This window comes from Streptomyces sp. NPDC012825, from assembly GCF_042900925.1.
In the GTDB taxonomy this organism is placed as follows: domain Bacteria; phylum Actinomycetota; class Actinomycetes; order Streptomycetales; family Streptomycetaceae; genus Streptomyces.
This window is the reverse complement of record NZ_JBIBBZ010000019.1, coordinates 34,443-57,515: the sequence shown is the minus strand read 5'-3', so window position 1 is coordinate 57,515 and position 23,073 is coordinate 34,443. Positions and strand designations below refer to the sequence as shown.

The 23,073-nt window shown below is 69.7% G+C and carries 19 protein-coding genes and 2 pseudogenes; 10 read left to right on the top strand and 11 right to left on the bottom strand.

The features are described from left to right. Positions 1–16 precede the first annotated feature (16 nt). From ACFY7E_RS28025 to ngcE, 4 genes and pseudogenes are all read right to left on the bottom strand, one after another. Positions 17–604: pseudogene (locus tag ACFY7E_RS28025) on the bottom strand (ROK family protein); the annotation flags it as partial. A 225-nt stretch (positions 605–829) separates the two neighbouring features. Further along, complete coding sequence (locus ACFY7E_RS28020; RefSeq protein WP_383441330.1) at positions 830–1,771, bottom strand: carbohydrate ABC transporter permease; 942 nt, start codon at positions 1,769–1,771, stop codon at positions 830–832. Next, the gene (locus ACFY7E_RS28015) at positions 1,771–2,700 is read right to left on the bottom strand and encodes a carbohydrate ABC transporter permease (protein ID WP_389489590.1); all 930 of its coding nucleotides are present in this window, start codon (positions 2,698–2,700) and stop codon (positions 1,771–1,773) included. Before ACFY7E_RS28015 ends, ACFY7E_RS28020 begins: the two co-directional genes overlap by 1 nt. A 104-nt stretch (positions 2,701–2,804) precedes the next feature. Then, positions 2,805–4,247, bottom strand: a complete 1,443-nt coding sequence (gene ngcE, locus ACFY7E_RS28010) for an N-acetylglucosamine/diacetylchitobiose ABC transporter substrate-binding protein (RefSeq protein ID WP_389489587.1) — start codon at positions 4,245–4,247, stop codon at positions 2,805–2,807. Positions 4,248–4,774: 527 nt separating this feature from the next. On the opposite strand from ngcE, the gene ACFY7E_RS28005 reads away from it, so the two are divergent. Both ACFY7E_RS28005 and ACFY7E_RS28000 read left to right on the top strand, forming a co-directional pair. Next, positions 4,775–5,704, top strand: coding sequence for an FG-GAP repeat domain-containing protein (locus ACFY7E_RS28005; protein ID WP_389489584.1), 930 nt, complete (start codon positions 4,775–4,777; stop codon positions 5,702–5,704). Positions 5,705–6,087: 383 nt separating this feature from the next. Beyond that, positions 6,088–7,212 (top strand): annotated as a pseudogene (locus ACFY7E_RS28000) (MFS transporter); the annotation flags it as partial. Positions 7,213–7,431: 219 nt separating this feature from the next. On the opposite strand, the gene ACFY7E_RS27995 reads toward ACFY7E_RS28000, so the two are convergent. Together ACFY7E_RS27995 and ACFY7E_RS27990 are read right to left on the bottom strand one after the other, a co-directional pair. Further along, a complete protein-coding gene (locus tag ACFY7E_RS27995) occupies positions 7,432–10,227 on the bottom strand; it encodes an aconitate hydratase (protein WP_389489582.1) in 2,796 nt (931 codons plus the stop codon). Between the two features lie 224 nt (positions 10,228–10,451). Then, entirely contained in the window at positions 10,452–11,000 is a 549-nt protein-coding gene (locus ACFY7E_RS27990; protein ID WP_389489580.1) for a GNAT family N-acetyltransferase, read from the bottom strand. A gap of 96 nt (positions 11,001–11,096) precedes the next feature. On the opposite strand from ACFY7E_RS27990, the gene ACFY7E_RS27985 reads away from it, so the two are divergent. Next, positions 11,097–11,453 (top strand): VOC family protein, encoded by a 357-nt coding sequence (locus ACFY7E_RS27985; RefSeq protein ID WP_389489577.1) that lies wholly within the window; start codon positions 11,097–11,099, stop codon positions 11,451–11,453. 51 nt (positions 11,454–11,504) lie between these two features. After that, complete coding sequence (locus tag ACFY7E_RS27980) at positions 11,505–13,034, top strand: helix-turn-helix domain-containing protein (RefSeq protein WP_383441346.1); 1,530 nt, start codon at positions 11,505–11,507, stop codon at positions 13,032–13,034. 356 nt (positions 13,035–13,390) lie between these two features. Here ACFY7E_RS27980 and ACFY7E_RS27975 read toward each other — a convergent pair whose 3' ends face one another. Then, positions 13,391–14,221: a ribosome-inactivating family protein gene (locus ACFY7E_RS27975; RefSeq protein ID WP_389489575.1), complete on the bottom strand. Its 831-nt coding sequence runs from the start codon at positions 14,219–14,221 to the stop codon at positions 13,391–13,393. Between the two features lie 341 nt (positions 14,222–14,562). Continuing rightward, entirely contained in the window at positions 14,563–14,799 is a 237-nt protein-coding gene (locus tag ACFY7E_RS27970) for a hypothetical protein (protein ID WP_389489573.1), read from the bottom strand. Positions 14,800–15,312: 513 nt separating this feature from the next. Here ACFY7E_RS27970 and ACFY7E_RS27965 point away from each other — a divergent pair. Further along, entirely contained in the window at positions 15,313–15,444 is a 132-nt protein-coding gene (locus ACFY7E_RS27965; protein ID WP_389489571.1) for a hypothetical protein, read from the top strand. Between the two features lie 37 nt (positions 15,445–15,481). Here ACFY7E_RS27965 and ACFY7E_RS27960 read toward each other — a convergent pair whose 3' ends face one another. Further along, positions 15,482–15,694, bottom strand: a complete 213-nt coding sequence (locus ACFY7E_RS27960) for a DUF397 domain-containing protein (RefSeq protein ID WP_389489569.1) — start codon at positions 15,692–15,694, stop codon at positions 15,482–15,484. Further along, positions 15,676–16,518 carry a helix-turn-helix domain-containing protein gene (locus tag ACFY7E_RS27955; protein WP_389489567.1) on the bottom strand — a complete coding sequence of 281 codons (843 nt, stop codon included), beginning with the start codon at positions 16,516–16,518 and terminating at the stop codon, positions 15,676–15,678. The genes ACFY7E_RS27960 and ACFY7E_RS27955 overlap by 19 nt, the downstream gene beginning before the upstream one ends. Positions 16,519–16,721: 203 nt before the next feature. On the opposite strand from ACFY7E_RS27955, the gene ACFY7E_RS27950 reads away from it, so the two are divergent. Beyond that, entirely contained in the window at positions 16,722–16,967 is a 246-nt protein-coding gene (locus tag ACFY7E_RS27950; RefSeq protein WP_389489564.1) for a hypothetical protein, read from the top strand. Continuing rightward, complete coding sequence (locus ACFY7E_RS27945; RefSeq protein ID WP_389489562.1) at positions 16,964–17,203, top strand: hypothetical protein; 240 nt, start codon at positions 16,964–16,966, stop codon at positions 17,201–17,203. The genes ACFY7E_RS27950 and ACFY7E_RS27945 overlap by 4 nt, the downstream gene beginning before the upstream one ends. A gap of 23 nt (positions 17,204–17,226) precedes the next feature. Here ACFY7E_RS27945 and ACFY7E_RS27940 read toward each other — a convergent pair whose 3' ends face one another. After that, positions 17,227–18,321 carry a hypothetical protein gene (locus tag ACFY7E_RS27940; protein ID WP_389489559.1) on the bottom strand — a complete coding sequence of 365 codons (1,095 nt, stop codon included), beginning with the start codon at positions 18,319–18,321 and terminating at the stop codon, positions 17,227–17,229. 370 nt (positions 18,322–18,691) lie between these two features. Between ACFY7E_RS27940 and ACFY7E_RS27935 the strand changes: the two genes are divergently transcribed. From ACFY7E_RS27935 to ACFY7E_RS27925, 3 genes are all read left to right on the top strand, one after another. Continuing rightward, positions 18,692–19,228 carry a hypothetical protein gene (locus ACFY7E_RS27935; RefSeq protein WP_389489557.1) on the top strand — a complete coding sequence of 179 codons (537 nt, stop codon included), beginning with the start codon at positions 18,692–18,694 and terminating at the stop codon, positions 19,226–19,228. 701 nt (positions 19,229–19,929) lie between these two features. After that, positions 19,930–20,337, top strand: a complete 408-nt coding sequence (locus ACFY7E_RS27930; RefSeq protein WP_389489555.1) for a hypothetical protein — start codon at positions 19,930–19,932, stop codon at positions 20,335–20,337. Positions 20,338–20,516: 179 nt separating this feature from the next. Beyond that, on the top strand, positions 20,517–23,063 hold the full coding sequence (locus ACFY7E_RS27925) for an NACHT domain-containing protein (RefSeq protein ID WP_389489553.1): 2,547 nt from the start codon (positions 20,517–20,519) through the stop codon (positions 23,061–23,063). Positions 23,064–23,073: the final 10 nt, after the last annotated feature.

Genomic DNA, 23,073 nt, shown 5'->3' with positions numbered 1-23,073 from the left:
CTCAGACCAGCTCGCCGAGCGCGCCGAGGTTGGCGTCGTTGTCGACGTGCACGGGGACCCCGAGGCGGCCCGAGAGCTCCTCGGCGGGGTTGATGCCGCTCCACCCCGGCAGGATCGACGTCGAGCCGAGGGTCCCGGAGGAGACGTCGATCGGGCCCGGTACGCCCAGGCCGACGCCGATCACCTTGTCGGCGCCGATCCCGGTGGTCAGGATCAGCCGCTTGACCAGCTGTTCCGCCCGGTCGAAGCCCTCGGCGGCGGAGGCGTCGACGTCGAGCGGCTCGGCCTCCTCGGCGAGCACCTGGTGGGCGAGGTTGCCGACGGCGACCCGGAGGTGGGTGTGGCCGAAGTCGACCCCGATCACGATGCCGGCGTCGCCGGAGAGCGAGACGCTGCGGGCCCGGCGCCCCCCGGCGGAGGTGGGCGTGACCTCGACGGTGCCGCCGTCCTTCAGCTCCCGCACGATGTTGGAGACCGTGGCGGCGGACAGGCCCGTCGTCCGGGCGATCTCCGCCTGGGTGAGCGAGCCGGCCATGCGCACCGCCCGGACGACCCGTTCGAGATTGGCCCTGTGCAGAGAGGTCTGCGACCCCGGAGTCTCCATCGACTCACTCACTCCCACCGTTTTCTCCAACATGTGAACTCTAAGGGGACGCTTTCGCCTTGGTCCCCGTCAAGACCTTGAGTGACGGAGGTGAGGGTCACACGGTGTTCGCGCCGGGTTTCCCCGGGCGTCCTCCCCGCGCCCCGCACAGCCCGAAGGGCCCCCGGCGCGCGGTGCGCCGGGGGCCCTTCGGGAGCGGTGGCGGGGCCGGTGCGGCCCCGGGGATCACTTCACGGCGCCGGCGGTCAGACCGGCCACCACCTGCCGCTGGAAGATGATGTACGCGGCGAGGACCGGGAGCATGGCCATCACCAGACCGGCGAAGAGGCCCGACCAGTCGCCCTTGTAGCCCTGGCTCACCGCGAGCTGGACGAGGCCCTGCGAGAGCACCTTCCGCTCCGGCTCGGTGTTGAGCACGGTCGGCAGCAGGTACTGGTTCCACTGCCCCAGGAAGTTGAAGATGCCGACGCTGATGAGGCCCGGCTTGGCCATCGGCAGCATCACCTGGAAGAAGGTCCGGGTGTGCGAGGCGCCGTCCACGAAGGCCGCCTCCGCCACCGAGGTCGGCAGGGTGCGGAAGAAGGCCGTGAGGAAGAAGACCGTGAACGGCAGCGAGTACGCGATGTAGACGAGGATCAGGCCGTGCAGCGTGTTGAGCAGGGCCATGTTCTGCATCACGTAGAACAGCGGCACGAGCGCCAGGATGATCGGGAAGCTCATCCCACCGATGAAGAGGAAGTAGATGAAGCGGTTGCCCGGGAACTCGAAGCGGGCCAGGACGTAGGCCGCCATCGAGCCGAGGAGGAGCGTGCCGAGCAGCGAGCCGCCGACCACCAGGAGGGTGTTCAGGAAGTAGTCGCTCATGTGCGCCTCGGTCCAGGCGCGCGACCAGTTCTCGAAGTGCAGCCTGTCGGGCAGCGCCCACGGGGAGGTGAAGATCGCCCGGTCGGTCTTGAAGGAGGTCATGACCGCCCAGAGCAGCGGCATGACGACCATGATCGCCCAGAGGATCAGGACGCCGTGGGAGAAGACGTTGAGGACGGCGCCCTCCCCCTTCTTCGGCTCCTTGCGGGGCGCGGGGGCGGTCGTCTTGGTGACCACGGGGTCCGGTCCCGCCGGGGAGCCGGGGTTCTCCACTCCGGCGGGGGTCGTGTCGGTGATCTTCATCAGAACTCCAGCCGCTCGCGCCGGCCCAGCTTCATCACGACGGCCGCGAAGGCCAGCGTCACGACGAGCAGGGCGACGCCGATGGTCGTGGCGTAGGCGGCCTGACCGTCCCGGAACGCCTTCTGGTACACGTACAGCGGCAGGACGATGGTGGAGTAGTCGGGCCCGCCGCCACTGGGACCGACGGTCATGATCTGGACGACGGCGAAGGACTCGGCCCCGAGGGCCAGGATGCCCATGTAGATCCACCCGGACTGCACGGTGTCCCAGAGCAGCGGCAGGGTGATCCGGAAGAAGGTGGTGAAGCGGTTCGCGCCGTCGAGCAGGGCCGCCTCGTAGAAATCCCTGGGAATGGACGCCATGCCGGCCGAGAAGAGGACGACGAAGAATCCGACGGTGGACCAGACGAGGACGACCATCACGCAGACGAGGGCGAGGTCCGGGTCTCCGAGCCAGTCCGGCTGGACGCTGCCGAGACCGACGCCCTTCAGTACGGAGTTGATGGCTCCGCTGTTCGGGTTGTACGCGAACTGGAAGAGCAGCGCGACGATCGCGATCGACAGCACCTGCGGGAAGAAATAGACGATCTTGTAGAAGGACGATCCGCGCACGCCGGCGATGGCCGCGTCCTTTCGGCGCCGACCGCCGACATTGAGCATGAAGGCGAAGAACAGTGCGAGGCCGACGGTGACCAGGGGCAGCACCACCGCGAAGGTCAGGCTGTGCTGGAGCGATTTCCAGAAGATCTCGTCGTCCAGCATTCTGCTGTAATTGCCGAATCCGATCATTCCGAATTCGGGGCTCAGCCCGGTCCAGTCCGTGAAGGAGTAGTAGATGGACTGGATGAACGGCCAGATGACGAACAGCGCGTAGAGCGCGAGGGGGGCCGCCAGGAACCCCACGATGAAACGGTACTTGCCGTGTTGCATTTCCTACCGACCCCGATCTTCCCGCGAAGGCGCGCCGCTCGTGCCGCGCGCTGAGGGGCCGGGGCCCGCTCCCGGTCGGCGGGAAGGGGCCCCGGCACTGTTCGTCAGTGCTTGTAGTGCTTGATCGAGGAGTCCTTGGCCGCCTCGTCGGCGAACTTCTGGATCTTCTTGATCGTCTCGGCCGGGGTGGCGCGGCCGGCCATCATCTCGCCGATGCCGGCGACACCGATCTTCTCCTTCTGGAGGGCGACGTACCAGTCCTGGAGGCGCGGGTTGACGACGTTCTGGCCGGCCTTCTCCAGGGCCGCGACGCCGGACTTCAGGCCCGGGGAGAGCTCGATGCCGTCGGTGCCGCCGTTGAGGGCGGTCAGGGACTTCACGGACTGCGTGAAGCTCTTGGAGGAGGCCTCGCCGAGCATGATGCGCAGCTGCTCCATGCCGCCCTCGGCGTTCTTCGCCTTGGCCGGGACGACGAAGGGCTCGCCACCGGCGGCCCAGATGGTGCCGAACGGCATCTTGTCGGAGGCGTCGAGGCCGGTCGGGCCGGAGACGGCCAGGCCGAAGTCGGCCGGCATGGTCTTCGCGGCCTCGTTCTCGACCCAGGAGCCGTTCGGGATGAACAGCGCCTTGCCCTCGGTCCAGGCGGTCTGCGACTGGATGTGGTCGAGGCCGGGGGTGCCCTTGAGGACGTAACCCTTCCGGACGAGCTCGTAGTACGCCTCGAAGCACGCCTTGACGGCCGGGTGCTCCCAGGCCTTGGGCTCCAGGTTGTCGATGGCGTCCAGGACCTCGCGGCCGCCGACCTTGCCGATCATCGGATAGAGCGAGAAGGGGACGTAGTACGGGTGCTTGCCCGCGTACGTCCAGCCGGCGATGTTCTTCTTCTTGGCCTTCTCGCAGACGGCCAGCATCTCGTCCCAGGTCTCCGGGTACTTCGCGTCGAGCGAGTCGAGGAGCTTCTGCGAGTACCAGACGCCGTAGACGGTGTAGGCGTAGTTGAGGATCCAGCACTGCTCGCCGTCGAACTGGCCCATCTCGACGATGCCGGGCCGCAGGGTGTCGCGGACCTTCTTGCTCGGGTCGTCGAGGGAGGGCGCGTCGAGCAGCGGGGTGAGGTCGGCGAGCTGCTTCTGGCCGACCAGGACGCCCATGTCCATCTGCTCGGCGCCGGAGTTGTCGATGAGGTCCGGCGGGGTGCCGCCGTTGAAGCGCGGCTGCAGGGTGGTGGTGATCTTCTGGGTCGGGGTGAACTTGACCGTGGCCTTGGGGTAATTCGTCTTGTAGACCTCGATCGCGTCCTTGGCGTACTGCTGTCCGAATCCGCCGTCGAAGAGGACGAAGTCGAGCGGTGCCGACTCGTTCACGCCGAGCGGGTTCTTGTCGGATTTCGTACCCTTCTCGACCTTTCCGTTGCCACCGCTGTCACTGCTCGCACAGGCGGACAGGAACCCCATGGTCGGTACGGAGATCAGACCGATAGCGGCGGAACGCTTGATCAGATCGCGACGGCCGAGGCCCTCATTGGTCTGTGCGGAGGTGGATCCCATGCTCAAGTCCTCGCCTTCATTCAGGACTCAGGCGGTGTACCGGTCGCCCGTTCTCAACTCGCCTCAGGCGAAGGGCCCCGCCACCGCGGTCATTTGCAGCCGGGTCGTGCACGCGCCGGGCCGTCGTCGATGGACACGACGGGCTGGACGCGACAGGTATAGTCCACTCTCCTTCGCCTGAGCAAGATCGAAAGCAGGTTTCGACAGCCATCTTTCCCGAGTTGAGACCTGCGGGATAAGTACGCTGGATCTGCGGCGTTTCGTCCAACGGTCCGTCACGCGACACCCTTGACACGACACCAGGGTCACCCCATGCCCGGGGCCGATCGAGCAGGCGGACGAGGACGCGCGGAAGGAAACACGTAAATGGGGCATAGGTTCGGCATCGAAACAGTTGTGTCACAAACCGGCTGCCCGGTGAAGATCCCGCGCGAAGGATCCGGGATCATAGAGGTCCCGCCCGCCCCTGCCTCCGGCACGGGCACGCGGCGGGCCCTTTCTCGTCCCATGAGCATCTGGAGTACTACGTGGCCAATTCTTCTGGCCTGAACCGCACGGGCGTCCTGTCCCGTGTCACGGTCGCGGCGATAACGGCCGCTCTCGTCGGCACCTCCACGGCCGCCGTGGCAGCCGACGCGCCGCAGGCTGCGAGCCGCACCCACACCGCCCCCGCGGCCCCGGCCGCTTCCGCCGCGAACTCCTCGGCGACGACGGCGGACGCCGAGATCCGCTTCCTGCAGGCCGTCTCCGGCTCGGCCCTGTACTGGTACGAGCCCAACGGCTCCGGCGGCTACGAGGCCCGCAACTACGACAACTCGACCTGGGGCAGCGTCAAGAACGCCCAGCAGGCCGACAACGACGGCGACGGCGTCGCCGACGACGCGTGGATCTGGTACACCAACGGCAACCTCGGGTACCTCTCGGGCGAGTCGACCGGCACCCAGTTCGTCAACGTCGGCAGTGGCTGGAACATCTACAGCAAGGTGCTCTCGCCGGGTCAGCTCGGCGGCGGCGCGGCCGCGGACCTGATCGCCCGCGACTCGTCCGGCACCCTGTGGCTGTACCTCGGCTACGGCAACGGCAAGTTCGCCGCCCGTTCCAAGGTCGGCACCGGCTGGAACATCTACAACCAGATCGCCGGCGTCGGCGACCTGAGCGGTGACGGCAAGGCCGACATCGTCGCCCGCGACAGCGCGGGTGTGCTGTGGATGTACAAGGGCACGGGCGACTACAAGAGCCCGTTCGGCGGTCGCACCAAGATCGGCGGCGGCTGGGGCGGGTTCAACACCCTCCTCGGCGTCGGCGACCTCGACTGGGACGGCCGCAGCGACCTGCTCGCGCGCGACACCGCCGGCAAGCTGTACCGCTACAGCGGCACCGGCAACGCCGCCGCGCCGTTCAAGGCTCGCGTCCTCATCGGCGCCAGCGGCTGGAACACCTACCGCCTGATGTTCTGACCCACGGTCCCCACGGATCCCACGGGATCCACGGACCCGCACGCGTGACGAACACGCGCAAGGGCCCCGCTCCTCCTCCGAGGAGCGGGGCCCGCTTCGTACTGCCGGTTACCGGTTACCGGGCCCTACGGCCTCAGCCTCGGATCAGGCTGCGGGGCACGTCCGGCGGTCGCCCCGTATTCCGCCCGCTGCCGTGGCGGCGGGTCCGGGTGCTCGCGTGGCTGCGCTCCCGCGCGCCCTTCATTGCTGATCCCCGACACAAAACGCCGGGTCACAATCGCGGTCATGTGATCACACAGAGGACTAGCCGGAACGTTCGCCGATTGCACCGAGCCTGTGCGCATCGATTGGGCTCCCGCCGACGGGGTGAACGGCTTTCCGTTATGCGGACCCACGCGGGAGTCGTCGGTCGGACCGGACCGGCAGGCGACCCGATGACCGCCGAATCGCCGGTCCCGGAAGCGGAGGCGGCCCGCTCCCTCCGGGAACTGCTCACTCACAAGTCCTGCCGGGTCTGGACGCTCATCGTCCAGCTCGTGAACGCGCCCGCCCTGATGGCCGCCATGGCGTTCGCGGGGCTGACGGCCGCGGGCACCGGTTCCGCAGAGGACGGCGGGGTCATGGTCGCCCCGCTGATCCTGGCGGACGTCGCCTCCTCCGGGCTCATCGGCAAGGTCGCGGACCGTACGCCGGGCCGTGCCGTACCGGTGGTCTCCGCCGCTCTGGCGGCCCTCGGGCTGGCCTCGGTCGCCCCGGCCCCTGCCGTGGACGCCCCGCTGCCGGTGCTGTGCGTGCTGTGCGTGCTGTGCGCGGTCGCGGGCATCGGCCTCGGCGGCCTCACCGGGCTCACCCGTACGCTCCTCAACTCGGCCGTGCCCGAACGGCTGCTGGAGCGGGCCCTCGCGGTCAACGCCACCGTGATGGAGTTCCTGGTCGTCGGAGCCCCGCTGATCGCGGGGGCGGCGCTCCTGGCCTTCGGCCGGACGGGTGGCGTCTTGGCGATGGCCGCGGGCTGTGCCGTGCTCGCCCTCCTGCTGGCCTTCTCCCGCCGGGCGTCCCGGCCGGCCCGGGAGCGTACCGCCGAAGGCGCCGAGGGCGAGGACGAGGTGCTCGACGAGCCTCGTGAACCGCTGTGGAACCTCGGATTCATCGCCTGGGTCGCGGTCGGCGTCGCCTTCAGCCACACCCTCGGTGCCATCGAGACGGCCGCTCTGCCGCTGGCCCGGACCATCGGGTCCGGGGCCTTCGGCGCCGGCACGATCATCGCGGTGCTCGCGGGCAGCAGCGTGCTCACCGGAGTCGGCTGCACCGCGCTCGCGGACCGGCTGTCCGGCGGGCCCGCGGTGCGGGCGGGCACCCTCCTCGCGGTGGTGGCGGTGGCGGTCGTCGGCGTCGGACAGGCCGGCGGCTGGCCCGCGCTGACCCTCGTCGTGATCGCCGCCGGTCTGTGCACCGCCCCGCTCGACGCGATCCGGTCCTGCGCGGTCGAGAGGACCATCCCCGAACATCGGCGTTCCGAGGGGTTCGGCTGGCTCTACACCACGGGAGCCTGCGGGTTCGCCGTCAGTGGCCTGGGCCTGACCGCGGGTCCGCCGTACGCCGGCCCGGGGCCCGGCGCCTTCCCCGTACGCGCTTTCCGCCAAGGTTCCCGGAGTTCTCCGCCGTCGCGCGCGAGCGCCCCCGCCCCCGCGCGAGATGCGGGGGCAGGGGCGCTCGTTCACATCCGGTCAGGAGCCGGCGAGCTGGCGCAGCACGTACTGCATGATGCCGCCGTTGCGGTAGTAGTCCGCCTCGCCGGGCGTGTCGATGCGGACGACCGCGTCGAACTCGACGCCGGTGTCGGTGGTGACCTTCACCGTGCGCGGCGTGGTGCCGTCGTTGAGCTCCTCGACGCCGGTGAAGGAGAAGGTCTCCTCGCCGGTCAGGCCGAGGGAGTCGGCGGACTGGCCCTCCGGGAACTGGAGCGGCAGGACGCCCATGCCGATGAGGTTCGAGCGGTGGATGCGCTCGTACGACTCGGTGATGACGGCCTTGACGCCGAGGAGCGCGGTGCCCTTGGCGGCCCAGTCGCGGGACGAGCCGGAGCCGTACTCCTTGCCGCCCAGGATGACGAGCGGGGTGCCCTGCTCGATGTAGTTGCGGGAGGCGTCGTAGATGAACGACACCGGACCGCCGTCCTGCGTGAAGTCGCGGGTGTAGCCGCCCTCGGTGCCCGGCGCGAGCTGGTTGCGCAGGCGGATGTTGGCGAAGGTGCCGCGGATCATGACCTCGTGGTTGCCACGGCGCGAGCCGTAGGAGTTGAAGTCACGACGCTCCACACCGTGCTCGGTGAGGTACTGGCCGGCCGGGGTGTCGGCCTTGATGGCGCCGGCCGGGGAGATGTGGTCGGTGGTGACCGAGTCGCCCAGCTTGGCCAGGACGCGGGCGCCCGTGATGTCGGAGACCGGGGTGGTCTCCATCGTCATGCCCTCGAAGTACGGGGGCTTGCGGACGTAGGTGGACTCGGCGTCCCACTCGAAGGTGTTGCCGGTCGGGATCGGCAGCGCCTGCCACTGGGCGTCGCCCGCGAAGACGTCCTGGTAGGACTTGCTGAACATGTCCTCGCCGATGGCGTTGGCGACGACGTCGTTGACCTCGGCCTCGGTCGGCCAGATGTCCGTCAGGAAGACCGGCTCGCCGTTCTGGTCGGTGCCGAGGGCGTCCTTGGTGATGTCGACCTTCATCGAACCGGCGAGGGCGTACGCGACGACCAGCGGCGGGGAGGCCAGGTAGTTCATCTTGACGTCGGGGTTGATGCGGCCCTCGAAGTTCCGGTTGCCGGAGAGGACCGAGGTGACCGCGAGGTCGTGCTCGTTGACGGCCTTGGAGACCTCCTCCGGCAGCGGGCCGGAGTTGCCGATGCAGGTGGTGCAGCCGTAGCCGACGAGGTTGAAGCCGACCTTGTCGAGGTACGGGGTGAGGCCCGCCTTGTCGAAGTAGTCGGTGACGACCTTCGAGCCCGGGGCGAGGGTGGTCTTGACCCACGGCTTGCGGGTCAGGCCCTTCTCCACGGCCTTCTTCGCGACGAGCGCGGCGGCGACCATGACGTACGGGTTCGAGGTGTTGGTGCACGAGGTGATCGCGGCGACGGTGACGGCGCCGTGGTCGAGCTCGTAGGTGCTGCCGTCGGGGGCCGTGACGGTGACCGGGTTGGACGGGACCGAGGCACCGGTGCCCCCGGTGTGCCGGGGGGCACCCGCGCCGTTCTCCTGGCTGCCGTAGGCCGGGGCGTCGGAGGCCGGGAAGGACTCGACGCTCGCCTCGTCCACCGGGGAGGCGGCGGAGCCGTTCCCGTCGGTCGGGACCTCGACGTAGTTGAGGACGTCCTGGGCGAACTGCTCGGCGGCGTTGGCGAGGACGATGCGGTCCTGCGGGCGCTTCGGGCCGGCGATGGAGGGGACGACCGTGGAGAGGTCGAGCTCCAGCTTCTCGGAGAAGTCGGGCTCGGCGGCCGGGTCGAGCCAGAGGCCCTGCTCCTTGGCGTACGCCTCGACCAGCGCGACCTGCTGCTCGGGGCGGCCGGTGAGCTTGAGGTAGTTCAGGGTCTCGCCGTCGATCGGGAAGATCGCGGCGGTGGAGCCGAACTCCGGCGACATGTTGCCGATGGTGGCGCGGTTCGCCAGGGAGGTGGCGGCGACGCCCTCGCCGTAGAACTCGACGAACTTGCCGACGACGCCGTGCTTGCGCAGCATCTCGGTGATCGTGAGGACGAGGTCGGTGGCGGTGGTGCCGGCCGGCAGCTCGCCGGTCAGCTTGAAGCCGACGACGCGCGGGATGAGCATGGAGACCGGCTGGCCGAGCATCGCGGCCTCGGCCTCGATGCCGCCGACGCCCCAGCCCAGCACGCCGAGGCCGTTGACCATGGTGGTGTGCGAGTCGGTGCCGACGAGGGTGTCGGGGTACGCCTGGCCGTTCCGGACCATGACCGTGCGGGCCAGGTGCTCGATGTTCACCTGGTGGACGATGCCGGTGCCGGGCGGGACGACCTTGAAGTCGTCGAAGGCGGTCTGGCCCCAGCGCAGGAACTGGTAGCGCTCCTTGTTGCGGCCGTACTCCAGCTCGACGTTCTGGCCGAAGGCTTCCTTGGTGCCGAACTTGTCGGCGATGACCGAGTGGTCGATGACCAGCTCGGCCGGGGAGAGCGGGTTGACCTTCGCCGGGTCGCCGCCGAGCTCCTTGACGGCCTCGCGCATGGTGGCGAGGTCGACGACGCAGGGCACACCGGTGAAGTCCTGCATGATCACGCGGGCCGGCGTGAACTGGATCTCCTGGCTCGGCTGAGCCTGCGAGTCCCAGTTGCCGAGGGCCCGGATGTGGTCGGCGGTGATGTTCGCGCCGTCCTCGGTGCGGAGCAGGTTCTCCAGGAGGACCTTCAGGCTGTAAGGGAGGCGCGCGGAGCCCTCGACCTTGTCCAGCTTGAAGATCTCGTACGACTCGTCGCCCACACGCAGCGTGCTGCGGGCGTCGAAGCTGTTCGCCGACACGACAGTCTCCTTCATCAATGTGCGCGTACTACCGTCATGCTGCCGCCACGACTTCTCGCGGATCCGTTAGGGTAGGGCTGGGTTAGGTAACCCTTACCGGCCGGGCGGCCACGGTGCGCCGTAAGCAGTTATCTCGATGTCGAGATAACTCTAGTGCATCCCCGTCGCTCGGTCATGCCCGGGCGCCCGCGAAGTGTCGGAAAAGCGCGGCGCGCCCTGTCCCCTCACGACGGGGCGGCGGGGCGGGGCAGGGCGAACACGAGCACGTCCCGGTGCTCGTCCCCGATCCGCAGCCCTCCCGCCAGCAGTCCTTCGCGCCGGAAACCCGCGCGCTCGGCGACCCGCGCGGAGGCCGTGTTCCAGGGCTCGACGTGGAGCGCGAGCCGGGGAACGCCCAGCTCCCGCAGGGCCCAGTCGGTGACGGCGGCGACTCCGGACGCGGCGGCGCCCCCGCCACGGGCGGAGGCGACGACCCAGTACCCCAGGGTGGCACCCCCCTTCCCGTCCGGCCAGAGGCCGACGGTGCCGACGGGCCGCCCGCCGGGGTCCACGAGGACGAACGGGAAGCCGACGCCGGTGGTCGCCCTCCCCCACTGGCGCTCCACGAAGGCGCGGCCCTCGGCCTCGGAGTACGAGGAGGGCACGGTCGTGATCAGCGGGATGTACGGATCCTCCGAGGCCTCGCGGACGAGGTCCAGGTCGGACATGCGCCAGGGGCGGAGGGCGAAGCCGCCGGGGGCGGTGAGGTCGGGCACGTGGAGGGGGTGTTCCATCCGGCCATCCTGCCGCGCGGGGAGATCCGCCGTCCGCACCCCCCGTACGGACGCGGACGAGTGGCCGTCCCGGTGCGGGAGGCCGAGGATCGGAGCATGTTCAGCGGCGTGCACGTGACCTTCTACAGCCGGGACGCGGAGGCCGACCGCGCCTTCCTCCAGGACGTCTTCGGCTTCGAGCACGTGGACGCGGGGGGCGGCTGGCTCGTCTTCAAGCTGCCGCCCGCCGAGATCGCGATGCACCCCACGGCGGAGGAACCGCGGCACGAGGTGTACCTCATGTGCGACGACCTCACCCGCACCCTGACGGTCCTGGAGGACCGGGGGGCGGAGATCTCACGGGCCATCACCGACCGGGGCTGGGGGCTGCTCGCGGCCGTGCGGCTGCCGAGCGGCACCGAGCTGCCCCTCTACGAGCCGCGTCACCCGACCGCGCACGGCCTTTCACCCTGACGGCTCACCCCGGATACGATCTTCATCTCATATCTGAGATAACGTGACGCCATGGCAGACGACTACCTCGTACGCATCGGCAAGCTCATCCGTGACGCCCGGCAGCACCGCGGCTGGACCCAGACGCAGCTCGCCGAAGCGCTGGCCACGAGCCAGAGCGCCGTCAACCGGATCGAGCGCGGCAACCAGAACATCAGCCTTGAGATGATCGCCCGGATCGGCGAGGCCCTCGACAGCGAGATCGTGTCCCTGGGGTACTCGGGTCCCATGCACCTCCGGGTCGTCGGCCGCCGCCGGCTCTCCGGCGCCATCGACGTCAAGACCAGCAAGAACGCCTGTGTCGCGCTGCTCTGCGGCTCGCTCCTCAACAAGGGCCGCACGGTCCTGCGCCGGGTCGCCCGCATCGAGGAGGTCTTCCGTCTCCTGGAGGTCCTCAACTCCATCGGCGTGCGCACCCGCTGGATCAACGAGGGCGTGGACCTGGAGATCGTGCCGCCGGCCGAGCTGGACATGGAGTCCATCGACGCCGAGGCCGCGATCCGCACCCGCTCGATCATCATGTTCCTCGGCCCGCTGCTGCACCGCATGGACCGCTTCCGGCTGCCGTACGCCGGCGGCTGCGACCTCGGGACGCGCACGATCGAGCCGCACATGATCGCCCTGCGCCGCTTCGGCCTGGAGGTCACCGCCACCGAGGGGATCTACCACGCGCAGGTCGAGCGCTCGGTCTCCCCCGGCCGCCCGATCGTCCTGACCGAGCGCGGTGACACGGTCACCGAGAACGCGCTGCTGGCCGCCGCCCGGCACGACGGCACGACCGTCATCCGCAACGCCTCCTCCAACTACATGGTCCAGGACCTGTGCTTCTTCCTGGAGGCCCTCGGCGTACGGGTCGACGGCATCGGCACCACCACCCTGACCGTGCACGGCGTGCCGCAGATCGACGTGGACGTCGACTACTCCCCCTCCGAGGACCCGGTCGAGGCGATGAGCCTGGTGGCCGCCGCCGTCGTCACCGAGTCGGAGCTGACGATCCGCCGGGTGCCGATCGAGTTCATGGAGATCGAGCTCGCGGTCCTGGAGGAGATGGGCCTCGACCACGACCGCTCGCCCGAGTACACCGCCGACAACGGCCGCACCCGCCTGGTCGACCTGACGGTCCGCCCCTCCAAGCTGGAGGCGCCGATCGACAAGATCCACCCGATGCCGTTCCCGGGCCTGAACATCGACAACGTCCCCTTCTTCGCGGCCATCGCGGCCACGGCGCAGGGCAAGACCCTGATCCACGACTGGGTCTACGACAACCGGGCCATCTACCTCACGGACCTCAACCGCCTCGGCGGCCGCCTCCAGCTCCTCGACCCCCACCGCGTCCTCGTCGAGGGCCCGACCCGCTGGCGCGCCGCCGAGATGATGTGCCCGCCCGCCCTCCGCCCCGCCGTGGTCGTCCTCCTCGCGATGATGGCCGCCGAGGGCACGTCGGTCCTCCGGAACGTGTACGTCATCAACCGGGGGTACGAGGACCTGGCGGAGCGGCTGAACTCGATCGGGGCGCAGATCGAGATCTTCCGGGACATCTGAAAGTTCGTCGGGCAATGGCTGACGACACCTCTCCGGCCTGCGTCGATGCACACCACCAGGAGGTGTGACGACACTTCGTGGGACTCCTCCGGGACCTTGCGCCCGCGCCGGACGCGCCCGCGAAAGGCGGCGTGACCGGAGCGGGCGCGGGTGGCGATGGACTCGTGGTTGTCCGCGTGCGCCTCGACCATCGAGCGATCGAGGAACACGTCGAGGATCAGGGTGTTGCCGGAGAGAGCCGGCGGGCCCTCGCGGATGCCGAAGCCGGGTATCGGAAACGGCTCAGTGCCGCGGGTTGACCCGGAGCATGCGGCGGCGGGCCCACGCCACTCGTGACGCGGGCCCGCGACGTCAGGTCACCATTGAGATCCGAGAGCAACGAACACGTCAATGGCAGGCATGCCCCGGCTGGGGTCCCCCTGCTCCACTTCAGTGCGATTCGAATAGACCCGGTTGTTTATGTTCACCGGTACCCCTTGCCGTCCCGCCGCGTTGGCGGCAAGGAGGCGGGTGAGGGCCGCCCAGCTGGTTTCCATTTCGGCACCGAAGGGCCCCAAGTGGCTGTACCTGTTGGTTCCGTCGATGTCGGAACCGCTCCGGATCGTGTTGAGGATGCGGTTCTGGATCCATCCGAATCGTGCGGCTTCGGACACTGCGGCCACAACCTGGGTGAGTGAACGCGCGGCCGTGATGGCCGGAGGCGTGTTCTGACCTATGGTTCCACTGAGGCCGACAAGGTTGTTGATGTCGTTTCGCAGTCCCAGAAACGACGTGTTGGCGCGCCACTCGTCCCGGGAGAAGTCGTTGTAGTTTTCACCGAACGGCAGGTAGGTGAAATGTCCTGGCTGCAGCCCACCGTGGACGGCGTTGTACGCGGACACGACGCGATTCACGTCCATGTCCCTGAAGAGATACCTGCTCCGAGGCGTGAAGAACCCCACCGCGTAGAGATTTCTTGCATCAAGGATGAGGGAGAGTCGATGCGGCACCGCCTGGTTCGACCAATCCACCAGCGCAACTTCGATGTACCTGTTCGAATCGGGGTCGGTTATGGAATAGGTGGCGCCGTGGTGGGGCGGAATTCCCGTGCTTGCGTATTCTCGAACCGACGCCAGCATCGACCAGTAAGAGTTCGCGGCGTACGTGCTGGACGTATCGGGCTGGAGGTTTGTGATGTCCCAGTCCACGCGAACCCACCGAGGCGTTACCGCGGTCGCGGTCGGGGCGGGAGCCTGGGTGACTCCGAGGGATGCCACCAACGCCAGAATCACTACTAAAATTCGCGCGAACGCCGGGCGGACGGATGGGTTGTTTTTCATGCGGAAGGTTCTCCCGGGTTGGTTGAGGATGATCAGAGGGTGCTTTGTGCGCCTGGTGGCAGGGTATGTACTTTCAAGGCCGGGGCTGTCGATACGGCTGTACGCTTCGGCGGCTCGCGGAGGGCCTGTCCGACCGCGTGTCCGGACAGGTCGGACGGATCCCTGCCGGCCATGCGCTGTTCCACCGGGCGGTATTCGCTCACCAGAGGTCATGGGTGGGGCGCCAGCCGGTCCGGGTGCCGTCCCACGCGCAGTTCGTTGAACCGGTGGCGTCCGTCGGTGCCGATCGCGAACTCGTACTGGTCACCGGCCTTCGAGGTGCAGGCGGCGACGCCGTATTCGCGGATGACGGTGCCGGTACCGGACCGGCAGTGGCCGAGGGCCCGTGCCGGAGTGACGGCGAGGACCGTGCCGACGGTGAGGACGGCGGCGTTGATTCTCTTCATCGCGGAACTTTCTTCGCTCGATCGGGCATGGCGAACGCTCGGTCCCGTCAGGGAGGCGAACCCGGACGACCTTCGGCTCCACGCTAGGGATCACTGCTAACGCCTCACTGGCGCACGCCTAACGCGGCTGATCGACACCGGACTCTTGCTCCACGGGCGCGTACACGACCGAGCCTTTCCAGACCGGCGGTGATGACCGCGAGTGGGACACAGCCGCACAACGACGAAGCTCCCGGCAGACGGGTTCTGGAGCAAGATCACCCGTGTCTGCCAGGAGCTTCGCGTGCTTGTCTGCCCGTCGGCGATCGACCTGTCCGGCCGCGCCCTGCGGTTCTGACCAGACGGCTGAAGGCCAGGCAGCAGGAGATCGGCACGCGTTGGCGGAGCCTTCCTCCCTCGCGGCGGACCCTGCCCGCCCTGGCTCATCCGCGGCGCGGTGACCCCCACGCCCAGCCGGCCGCCGGGCTCGGCGTGGCGATGCCGCCCTCCGCGTACGTGCCCCAACTCGGCGGCGTGACCACGATCCAGGTCACCGACGCACCGGTCCGCGTCGAGTACGTCGTCTGGACCCCGGGCAACCGCACGCCCCCGGCGACCGCGTTCCTGTGTCTGCTCGACATCCCGTACGTCCGCGAAACCCCTTGAGAAGCCGGGGTGTTCGGCAGAGGCTGTCGCCGCTCGCTCAGCCCTTCAGCAACCCGCCCTTGACCGCCGCGACGAAGGAGGACCAGCCGTCCGCCGGGAACACGAGGGCCGGACCGTGCGGGGTCTTGCTGTCCCGTACGGGGACGACGAGGGGGGCGAAGTCGTCGGAGATCTCGACGCATTCGCCACCGTCGGAGTTGCTGTAGGAACTCTTGCGCCAAGAAGCAGCACTCAGGTCGATGCGTCGCACGGTACTTCCTCCAACAAGGCCAGAACGAACTTCTGCGACTCGGCCGGAGAAAGCGCCAGGTCACGCATCGCATCGTACGCACGCTGCAAGGGTTCGACCGAAGTGCTCTCCTCGATCAGCTCGCCGTGGTGGGCGTTCTCCGTGTAAGCAACGGTACGCCCGCTGTGCAGCCGCAGGAACATCACGGCGGTGCTGTTCAGGCCGTGCACACCGGCGCGCAGAGGAAGGATCTGCAACGTCACGTCCGGGCGCTCCGCCACCTCTAGAAGATGCTCAAGCTGTTCGCGCCACTCACCCGAGTCTCGCACCGGCGTCCGCAGCACCGCCTCCGACAGGATCGTCCGGAACGGCGGTGCGTCCTCCCCCTCCAGCAGCACTTTCCGGCTCATTCGCGCTTCGACCTGCTGCTCCAGCTCCTTGCTCTTGTATCCGCCCGCCGCCAGAACTTCCCGCGCGTACCCCGCCGTCTGCAGCAATCCCGGCAGCACGCTCACAGCGAAGTGCCACAGGCTCACCGCCTCCGCCTCCAGTGTCATGTACCGCCGGTACCGCTCCTTGAACTGCGACTTGTCCCCCGCCGCCAGCTCCCACAGCGCCAGCAACAGCCCCGGCGTCTCGTAGAACGTGTCCAGGCCCTGGACGACGTCCGGGCTGCCCAGGGTCTCGCCCTTCTCCATCTTCCCGAACAGGGACCAGTCCCAGCCCACCCGTTCGCCGAGCTGGCGGAGGCTCAGTTTCCGGACCGTACGGAGTCTGCGCAGCTCCTCCGCGAACCGCTGGCGCGGCTCCTGGCTTCGGCCGCTGACCACTCGTCGCTGCGGCATCGTGTCGCCCTCCGGGTCGCTCGTACGGACCGGCGGTGTGGAAGGTGTGGAACCGGCGCCGTACGCCGCGGAAGCACGCCCCCGTCCACACCCGGCCCACCCGCGTCCGGGCACATCCTCGTCACATCTGGACTACGCAGCGTAATCCAGCGCACGTCAACGGGTCCGCGAAACGGCGGAACCGACCCACGAGGAGTGAACCCATGGCATCCACCCCGCGCGAACCGAACACCACCTCGCCCAAGATCCAGGAGGCCCTGGACGCACGGGACGCCCTCGCCGCCGCCCTCTCCCGGGCCGGCGTCCAGCTCCCCGCCATGGACATCCGCAGCCCGTGGCCGGACGAGCGCGAGGGCGAGGCCTCCTACGCCCTCGTCCACCTCGGCGTCTGCTCCGCGCCCGTCGCCCACGCGCTCGCCGAGGTGATCCTGAACGGGCTCGCGCGGTGACCCGTGAAGGCGGCGGACTCCCCCGCGTCGGCGCGGTCGTCCTCGACACCACCCGCAATCTCGTGGGCCGCGTCACGGGCGCGGACGGCTCGTGCCTCCGGCTCCGTCCGCTCGGTGGCGGCGTCGAGTGGGACGTCGCCCCGGCGGACCTCCACCCGCTCACCGGCGCGGAATTGCTGAGCGCCCTCGTCTCCGAGGCCAACGCACGCAGTCGGCGCGGGCGGGCCGGCCGCTGATCCGGGGACGGTCCGGCAGCGGGTCAGCGTGTCTTCGGCAGGCGCAGGTCGGTGCAGCCGTGGCGTTCGGCGGAGCGCTTGGCGAATTCGCGGAAGGCCGGCAGGCCGAAGGTCTCGCCGCCCTTCTCGCCGGGGAACCAGGCGGTGAAGGCCACGGGCGGTACGTAGCCGGTGAACAGGGCGCGTTCGGTGTCGCCGGGGCAGCGGGCGGAGGCCCAGAAGGTGCCGCCCCTGGCACCTGCTTCACCGCTGGTGTCGCGGTAGCCTCCCTCGCGTCGGGCCACCAGGGCGTACGGGCCGAAGCGGGCGGAGAAGGAGTAGGTGTCCGTGGTGAAGTGGCCTGAGGACGCGACCTCGCAGATCTCGTACACGGCGGACCGGTCGACCGCGGTCTCCCGTACGGTGTCCAGGCGTGGGTCACGGGCGAAGGGCAGGCCCGCGCAGGTGCCGTCGGCGCTTTTGGTCGTCTCGTCGCGGGTGACCTCGGGCAGGAACGTGAGGGGCTTCCCCGTCTCGGCCTCACAGCCCCAGTGCGCGGCCGCCTTGACCGCCGTCGCGAGGGCGAACCGGGTTCCGGAGAGGTGGTCGGTCTCCTCCCACATCATCTCCGGCCTCGCGAACACCTTCTCCGCGTCCTCCTCGCTCAGAGGAGAGACCATCTCGACCATCACGGCGACGCGGTCCGCGCTTCCCCGGCAGTCGAGCAGGACCCGTGCCGAAGAGCCGTCGATCCAGCCCCGCCAGCCCCCGCCCAGCGGGAGCGGCAGCAGTACGTCGTCCCGGAGCTGCGGCAGGGTGTCCTCCAGTTCCCCGGGACCGGGGTCGCCGCCGGGCAGGAGCGCCACCACGACCTGTCGTCCCGTCCTGCCCAGCCGGCAGGTGTGGGCGTCCTTCCTCGGGCTGTAGTCGCCCCGCAGGGCGATCTCGTGCCCGAGGCCGTCGGACAACGGGCCCTTCTCGTACGCCAGTACGCCTCCGCAGTAGGTCTTCATGGTCTCCTCGAAGCGCCAGCGGGCCGCCGTGTCGCTCTCCCGCCACCACATCCACGCCGCCAGGAGCACGAGGGCGAGCACCCCCGCCACCCACGCCGTCCAGCGGAACACCGTCCTGCGTATCAATTCCCGGTCCTTTCCTGAAGACCTCAGAGGATATGCGGGGTGTGTTCCCGCCGATCCGGGCGTCCCCCGGCGGCGGTCGTGGAGACGGGCCTACGATCCCGGGGTGGACCCCTACTCGCCCGTGCCCCCGCCCCCGTCCCCTGCGCCCGTCGAACGCCCCTGGTGGCGGCGTCCGGGGTTCGTCGTCATGGGGGTGCTGGTGGTGTTCGCGGGCGGTCTCCTGTTGTTCGGCGATCCTTCCGGAGCGCCGAGAGCGGGCGTCGGGGACCCGAAGGGGAGTGGGCGGCCGGAGGTTTCCGTCTCCCCCTCCGCCGCCGCGTCCACGGGTGCTCCTTCCGCCTCTCCGACGCCCGCCGGACCGCCGCGGCTCGTGGGGAAGGTGCTCAAGGAGGCGCAGGGGGTCGCGGCCGGGGCCGGGTACGACGTCGTGACGCACGACGCCTCCGACCGGGACGACGAGCAGTGGGACGCGAACGGGTGGAAGGTGTGCTTCCAGACGGCGGCCGGGCAGCGGGGCGGGGGCCGGCCCGCGCTCGACCTCGGGGTGGTGCGCGTCGACGCGCCCTGCCCCGCCGCGGACGGCGAGAAGGTCACCTGGCCGGCGATGCCGGGCGTCGCCGGGGCGACCCTCGTACGGGCCGGGGAGATGCTGGAGGGGATCGGGGTGAAGAAGGTGCGGCCGGAGAGCGTCTACACCGACGTCACGCTGCCCGCCGACCCGAGCGCGTGGCTGGTCTGCTTCCAGGATCCCGCGCCGGGCGAGGAGATCGAGAACCCGCAGTACGCGACCGCCTACCTCAAGCTCGCCCCGCCGGACGCCGCGTGCCCCGACGAGCCGTACGCCCGGTTGCGGCCGGAGCCCACGCCCCAGGGTTCGTCCGACCCCGGTCCGCCGGACAGGCTCTGATGACCTGGGTCGGAGATTCGTCGTTGGTCGGGCGCGGTCCGCACCTGGCGGCGTCGCTCCCGCCCTCGGGCGCGACGGGCTCACGGTGCCCGGCCTTCGCCTCGATGGCCTCCTGGAGCGCCTCGGTGCAGGGGTCGCTCACGTCCAGGTCCGCGAGCGAGGCGACGGTCATCGTCTCCCTCTGCCTCGGCGCACCCTCGATCTCCTCCTCGCTGACGTCGGTCCCGGACCGGGCGAGCTCGGCCGGGGAGCGGATCTCGTCGCCCGGGCGCAGGCCCCGGATCCTCAGGGCCTCGCCAGGGTCGCGTGGCACTTCGGTCAGGGACACGGCGGACAACTCGCCCGTCTCCTCGGCGGCCTGGAGGACCGGGCTCGCGGCGTCCGGGTCCGCCTCGTACGGCGCGGCCCGGCCCGCACGGGCGACGCGGAACCGGGCCGGGGGCCGGACGCGGCCGGGACGGTGCTCCGGGGGACTGCTCGTCGCCGAGCACGGGCTGCTCCGCCTGAATGCCCCCTGCAGCATCCCTTTCGGCGCGGATGCTCGATCCTCGGCGAGGATCTGGGTATGGCAGCATTTCGCCGGCACGGAGGTTCGCGCGCAGTGGGATCCGGGCAGGTACCGTTCAGGTAGCGCCCTCTCCGCCGGGTGTAACTCCAGTGGAGACTAGGGAGTTTGGGGCACGACGGGGGATGGAGGGCCCATGGAGGTGATCACGGCCGAGCTCCTCACGGCGCTGGCCAGTGGCGCGGCGGGCGCGGCGGGGCAGCAGGCATGGATGTCGCTGCGTGACCTCGTGCGGCGCCGCGCCGAACCGGACGGGGTGCCTGGCGCACCCGAGGAGGTTCCGTCCGGGGAGGAAGAACTCGTGGCCCTGGACGAGCAGGCCGAGAGCATGGAGCGGGCGCGGGCGCTCGCCCGCGTGCTGGCGCTGCGGGCCACGTACGACCATGCGTTTCGCGACGGTCTCACGGCCTGGCGGAGCACTGCGGAAGACGCCGCAGCGCGAACCGGTGCGGGTGATGTCGACAACCGCATCACGGGCGGCAGGCAGGACACCGTCATCATGGGGCGGGATTTCCACGGCCCCATCACATTCAACCGGTCATGACGCGGCGCCGGACCTGGCGTGGACGTCCCGACGTGGCGTCACCAGTGCGTCTCCACGAGTCCTTACGTCCGGAGGCGCGCCGCCCGGTTTCGTGGCGGCGGGGGCGCGGCGTCGGGCGGGACGGGGCGTACCGGTCGAAGCTTTCCCGTAGACCGCGGACAGCGACCGGCTGAGCGGCCATGTCGGAGCAAGCACAGGGCGACGTGCACAACGTGTTCTCGGGCAATGCGACGTACGTGATCCAGGGCCGGGACTTCAGTGCCGTTCACCTGCATCTGCCGTTGCCACAGACGTCGCAGGACCGCGCCGCCGCCGAACTGGCGCGCGTGGTGCTCGCCCAGTGGCGGGACGAGGCGGGGGCGCTCGGCCTGACCGGAAGCGCCAGGCTCGCGGTGGGCTGGCGAGCCGACCGGACGGTGGCCGATCACCATGAGCACATCGGGGCGGACGTGGCAGGCAGCACTGCGGGTCTCGCCGAGCTCGCCGCCGCCTTCCAGGCTCTGCGCGCCCGGCGTCTGGTGATCATCGGCGGTCCCGGCACGGGCAAGACGTCCCTGACGATCCTGCTCGCGCTGCAGTTGCTGAGCCTGCACGATGCGACGAGGCCCGTCCCCGTACCGCTACTGGTCTCCTCCTGGGACGCGGGCAAGGAACACTTCGACGTCTGGCTCGCGCGCCGTGTCCACGAGGAATACGTCGGCCTGAGCAGGGATCTCGACCGAGCCCGGATCCGCGAACTGGTACGCGACCGGCGGATACTTCCGGTTCTCGACGGCCTGGACGAACTGCCGCGTCCGCTTCGGTCCGCGGCGCTGGCCGGGCTCAACAAGACGGGCGTCGACAGCGCGCCGTTCATTCTCACCTCCCGAACGACGGAGTACGCCGAACTCGTCGGAGAAGAGACCGTGCTACAGGCGGCGGCCGTGATCAAAGCACAACCGGTGGAAAGCGCCGCGGCGGCCGCGTACCTGCGCGGCTCTTCGCATCCCCAGCACACCCGGCGCTGGCAGGCGTTCCTGGAACACATCACCCACCACCCCGAGGCCGTGTCGGCCAGGGCCCTCTCGTCCCCGCTCATGCTGTGGCTGGCGCGCACGGTGTACGCCCGTGCGGATTCCGATCCCGGCGAGCTCGCCGACGAGTCCCGCTTTCCCGACGTCGTGGCGATCGAACGCCACCTGCTCGCCTCCATAGTTCCCGCGGCCTTCCCCTGCGGACCGGCCTCGCCCCACCAGCCCCATCCAGTACGCGAGTGGGGGCACGCGCAGGCGCAGCGTGCCCTTGGTTTCCTGGCCGTCCATCTCACCGCGGCGAAGACCAAAGAGTTCGCCTGGTGGGAGCTGCACCGAGCGAAGGCGCCGACGTTCCTCAAGGCGCCTGCGCTGCTGATCGGCTACGTCCTGCTGATGGCGGGTTCTTCGTGGTTCCAGGACTGGATCACCGGAGGCGACGCGCTTCAGGCCTTCCAAATGGCCGCGGGAGCCTGGGCCGCCACGATGTTCGGGACGATGGGAGGCCTGTTCCTGATGCTCTCGCAGATGTGGAAGGGACCTCTGCCCCGTCGGCTCGCCATGTTCGGCAGGCACCGCTCGCGTATCCCGGGCCTGTTCTGGCTTCTTGTGTTCCTGGCACCCATCGTCTTGCTCCTGGCACAGGACAAGCCGTTCATGGCACTGGGCTTCATCGTTCCGGCGCTGCTCATGATGGTCGTCGGCGCGCCGGCCGACACCGCGCAGGCCGTCGGACCGCGGGCACTGCTGAGCGGCGAGAGGGCCAGCACCGTACTCATGGTGCTCGGTGTCGCACCGGTGATCGGAGCCATCGGCACCCTCAGCATCGTCCACGTCCCCGACCGCACCGTGCTGTTCGGCAGTTGGATCTCCGGAACCGCGGGGGCGGCCGCGGTGATCGTGGCGAGCAGCCCCTGGACGCAGTGGCTGCTCGCGAAGGTGACTCTCGCGGCTTCGGGGAGACTGCCGTGGTCGACCATGGCATTCCTGGAGGACGCGCGCCGGGTGGGCCTGCTGCGACAGGTCGGCGGCGTCTACCAGTTCCGCCACGCCCAGATCCAGGCGGGCTTCGCCGGCCATCAGCGAGGCGGGACCCCGGCACGTCGGCGTCGCGCCCGCACCCGCGTGCCCTGGCCGGTCCGCCCGCTGCCTGCGGCGAGCAGCACCCCACAGTCCGTACGCGTCCCCGGCTACGTCGGGCCGCGGAGCACCAGAGGACGACCGGGCACGTACGTGGGGATGTGGACGATCGCGCTGGTGTGGATCGGCGTCATCACCTTCCAGGACGGCTGGCAGGATCCCGGCGCCCTGCAGACCGTGGGCTTTTTCGTGGCGCTTCCCCCCGTCATCGACCTTCTGATCCCGCCCCTCACCTGGCGGCGCGCCGAGCTGCGCCTGGACGAGAACGGGATCGGGTTCGCATTGGGCAAGCGGTCGTTCCGCTTCGAGTGGCGGGAGGTCGCGGACGTCGCACCGCGCCTGTTCGAACCGCCGCTCGGCAAGAACGACGACGGCACCGTCATGCTTCACCTGCGCCTCACTGCCGAAGCCGCTCCCGGGCCGAGGATCCGTGTCGACAGCACGGGCTGGGTGGCCCTGTGGCCGCTCGACTGCCCCACGGGAGACCCGGACGACGCGGTGATCCGACCTGAATTGGATGACGCGCTCGTACGCTTCGCGGGCGCCCGATGGCGGCGGCCTCCGGCTGGAGGATGACGAGCCGGTG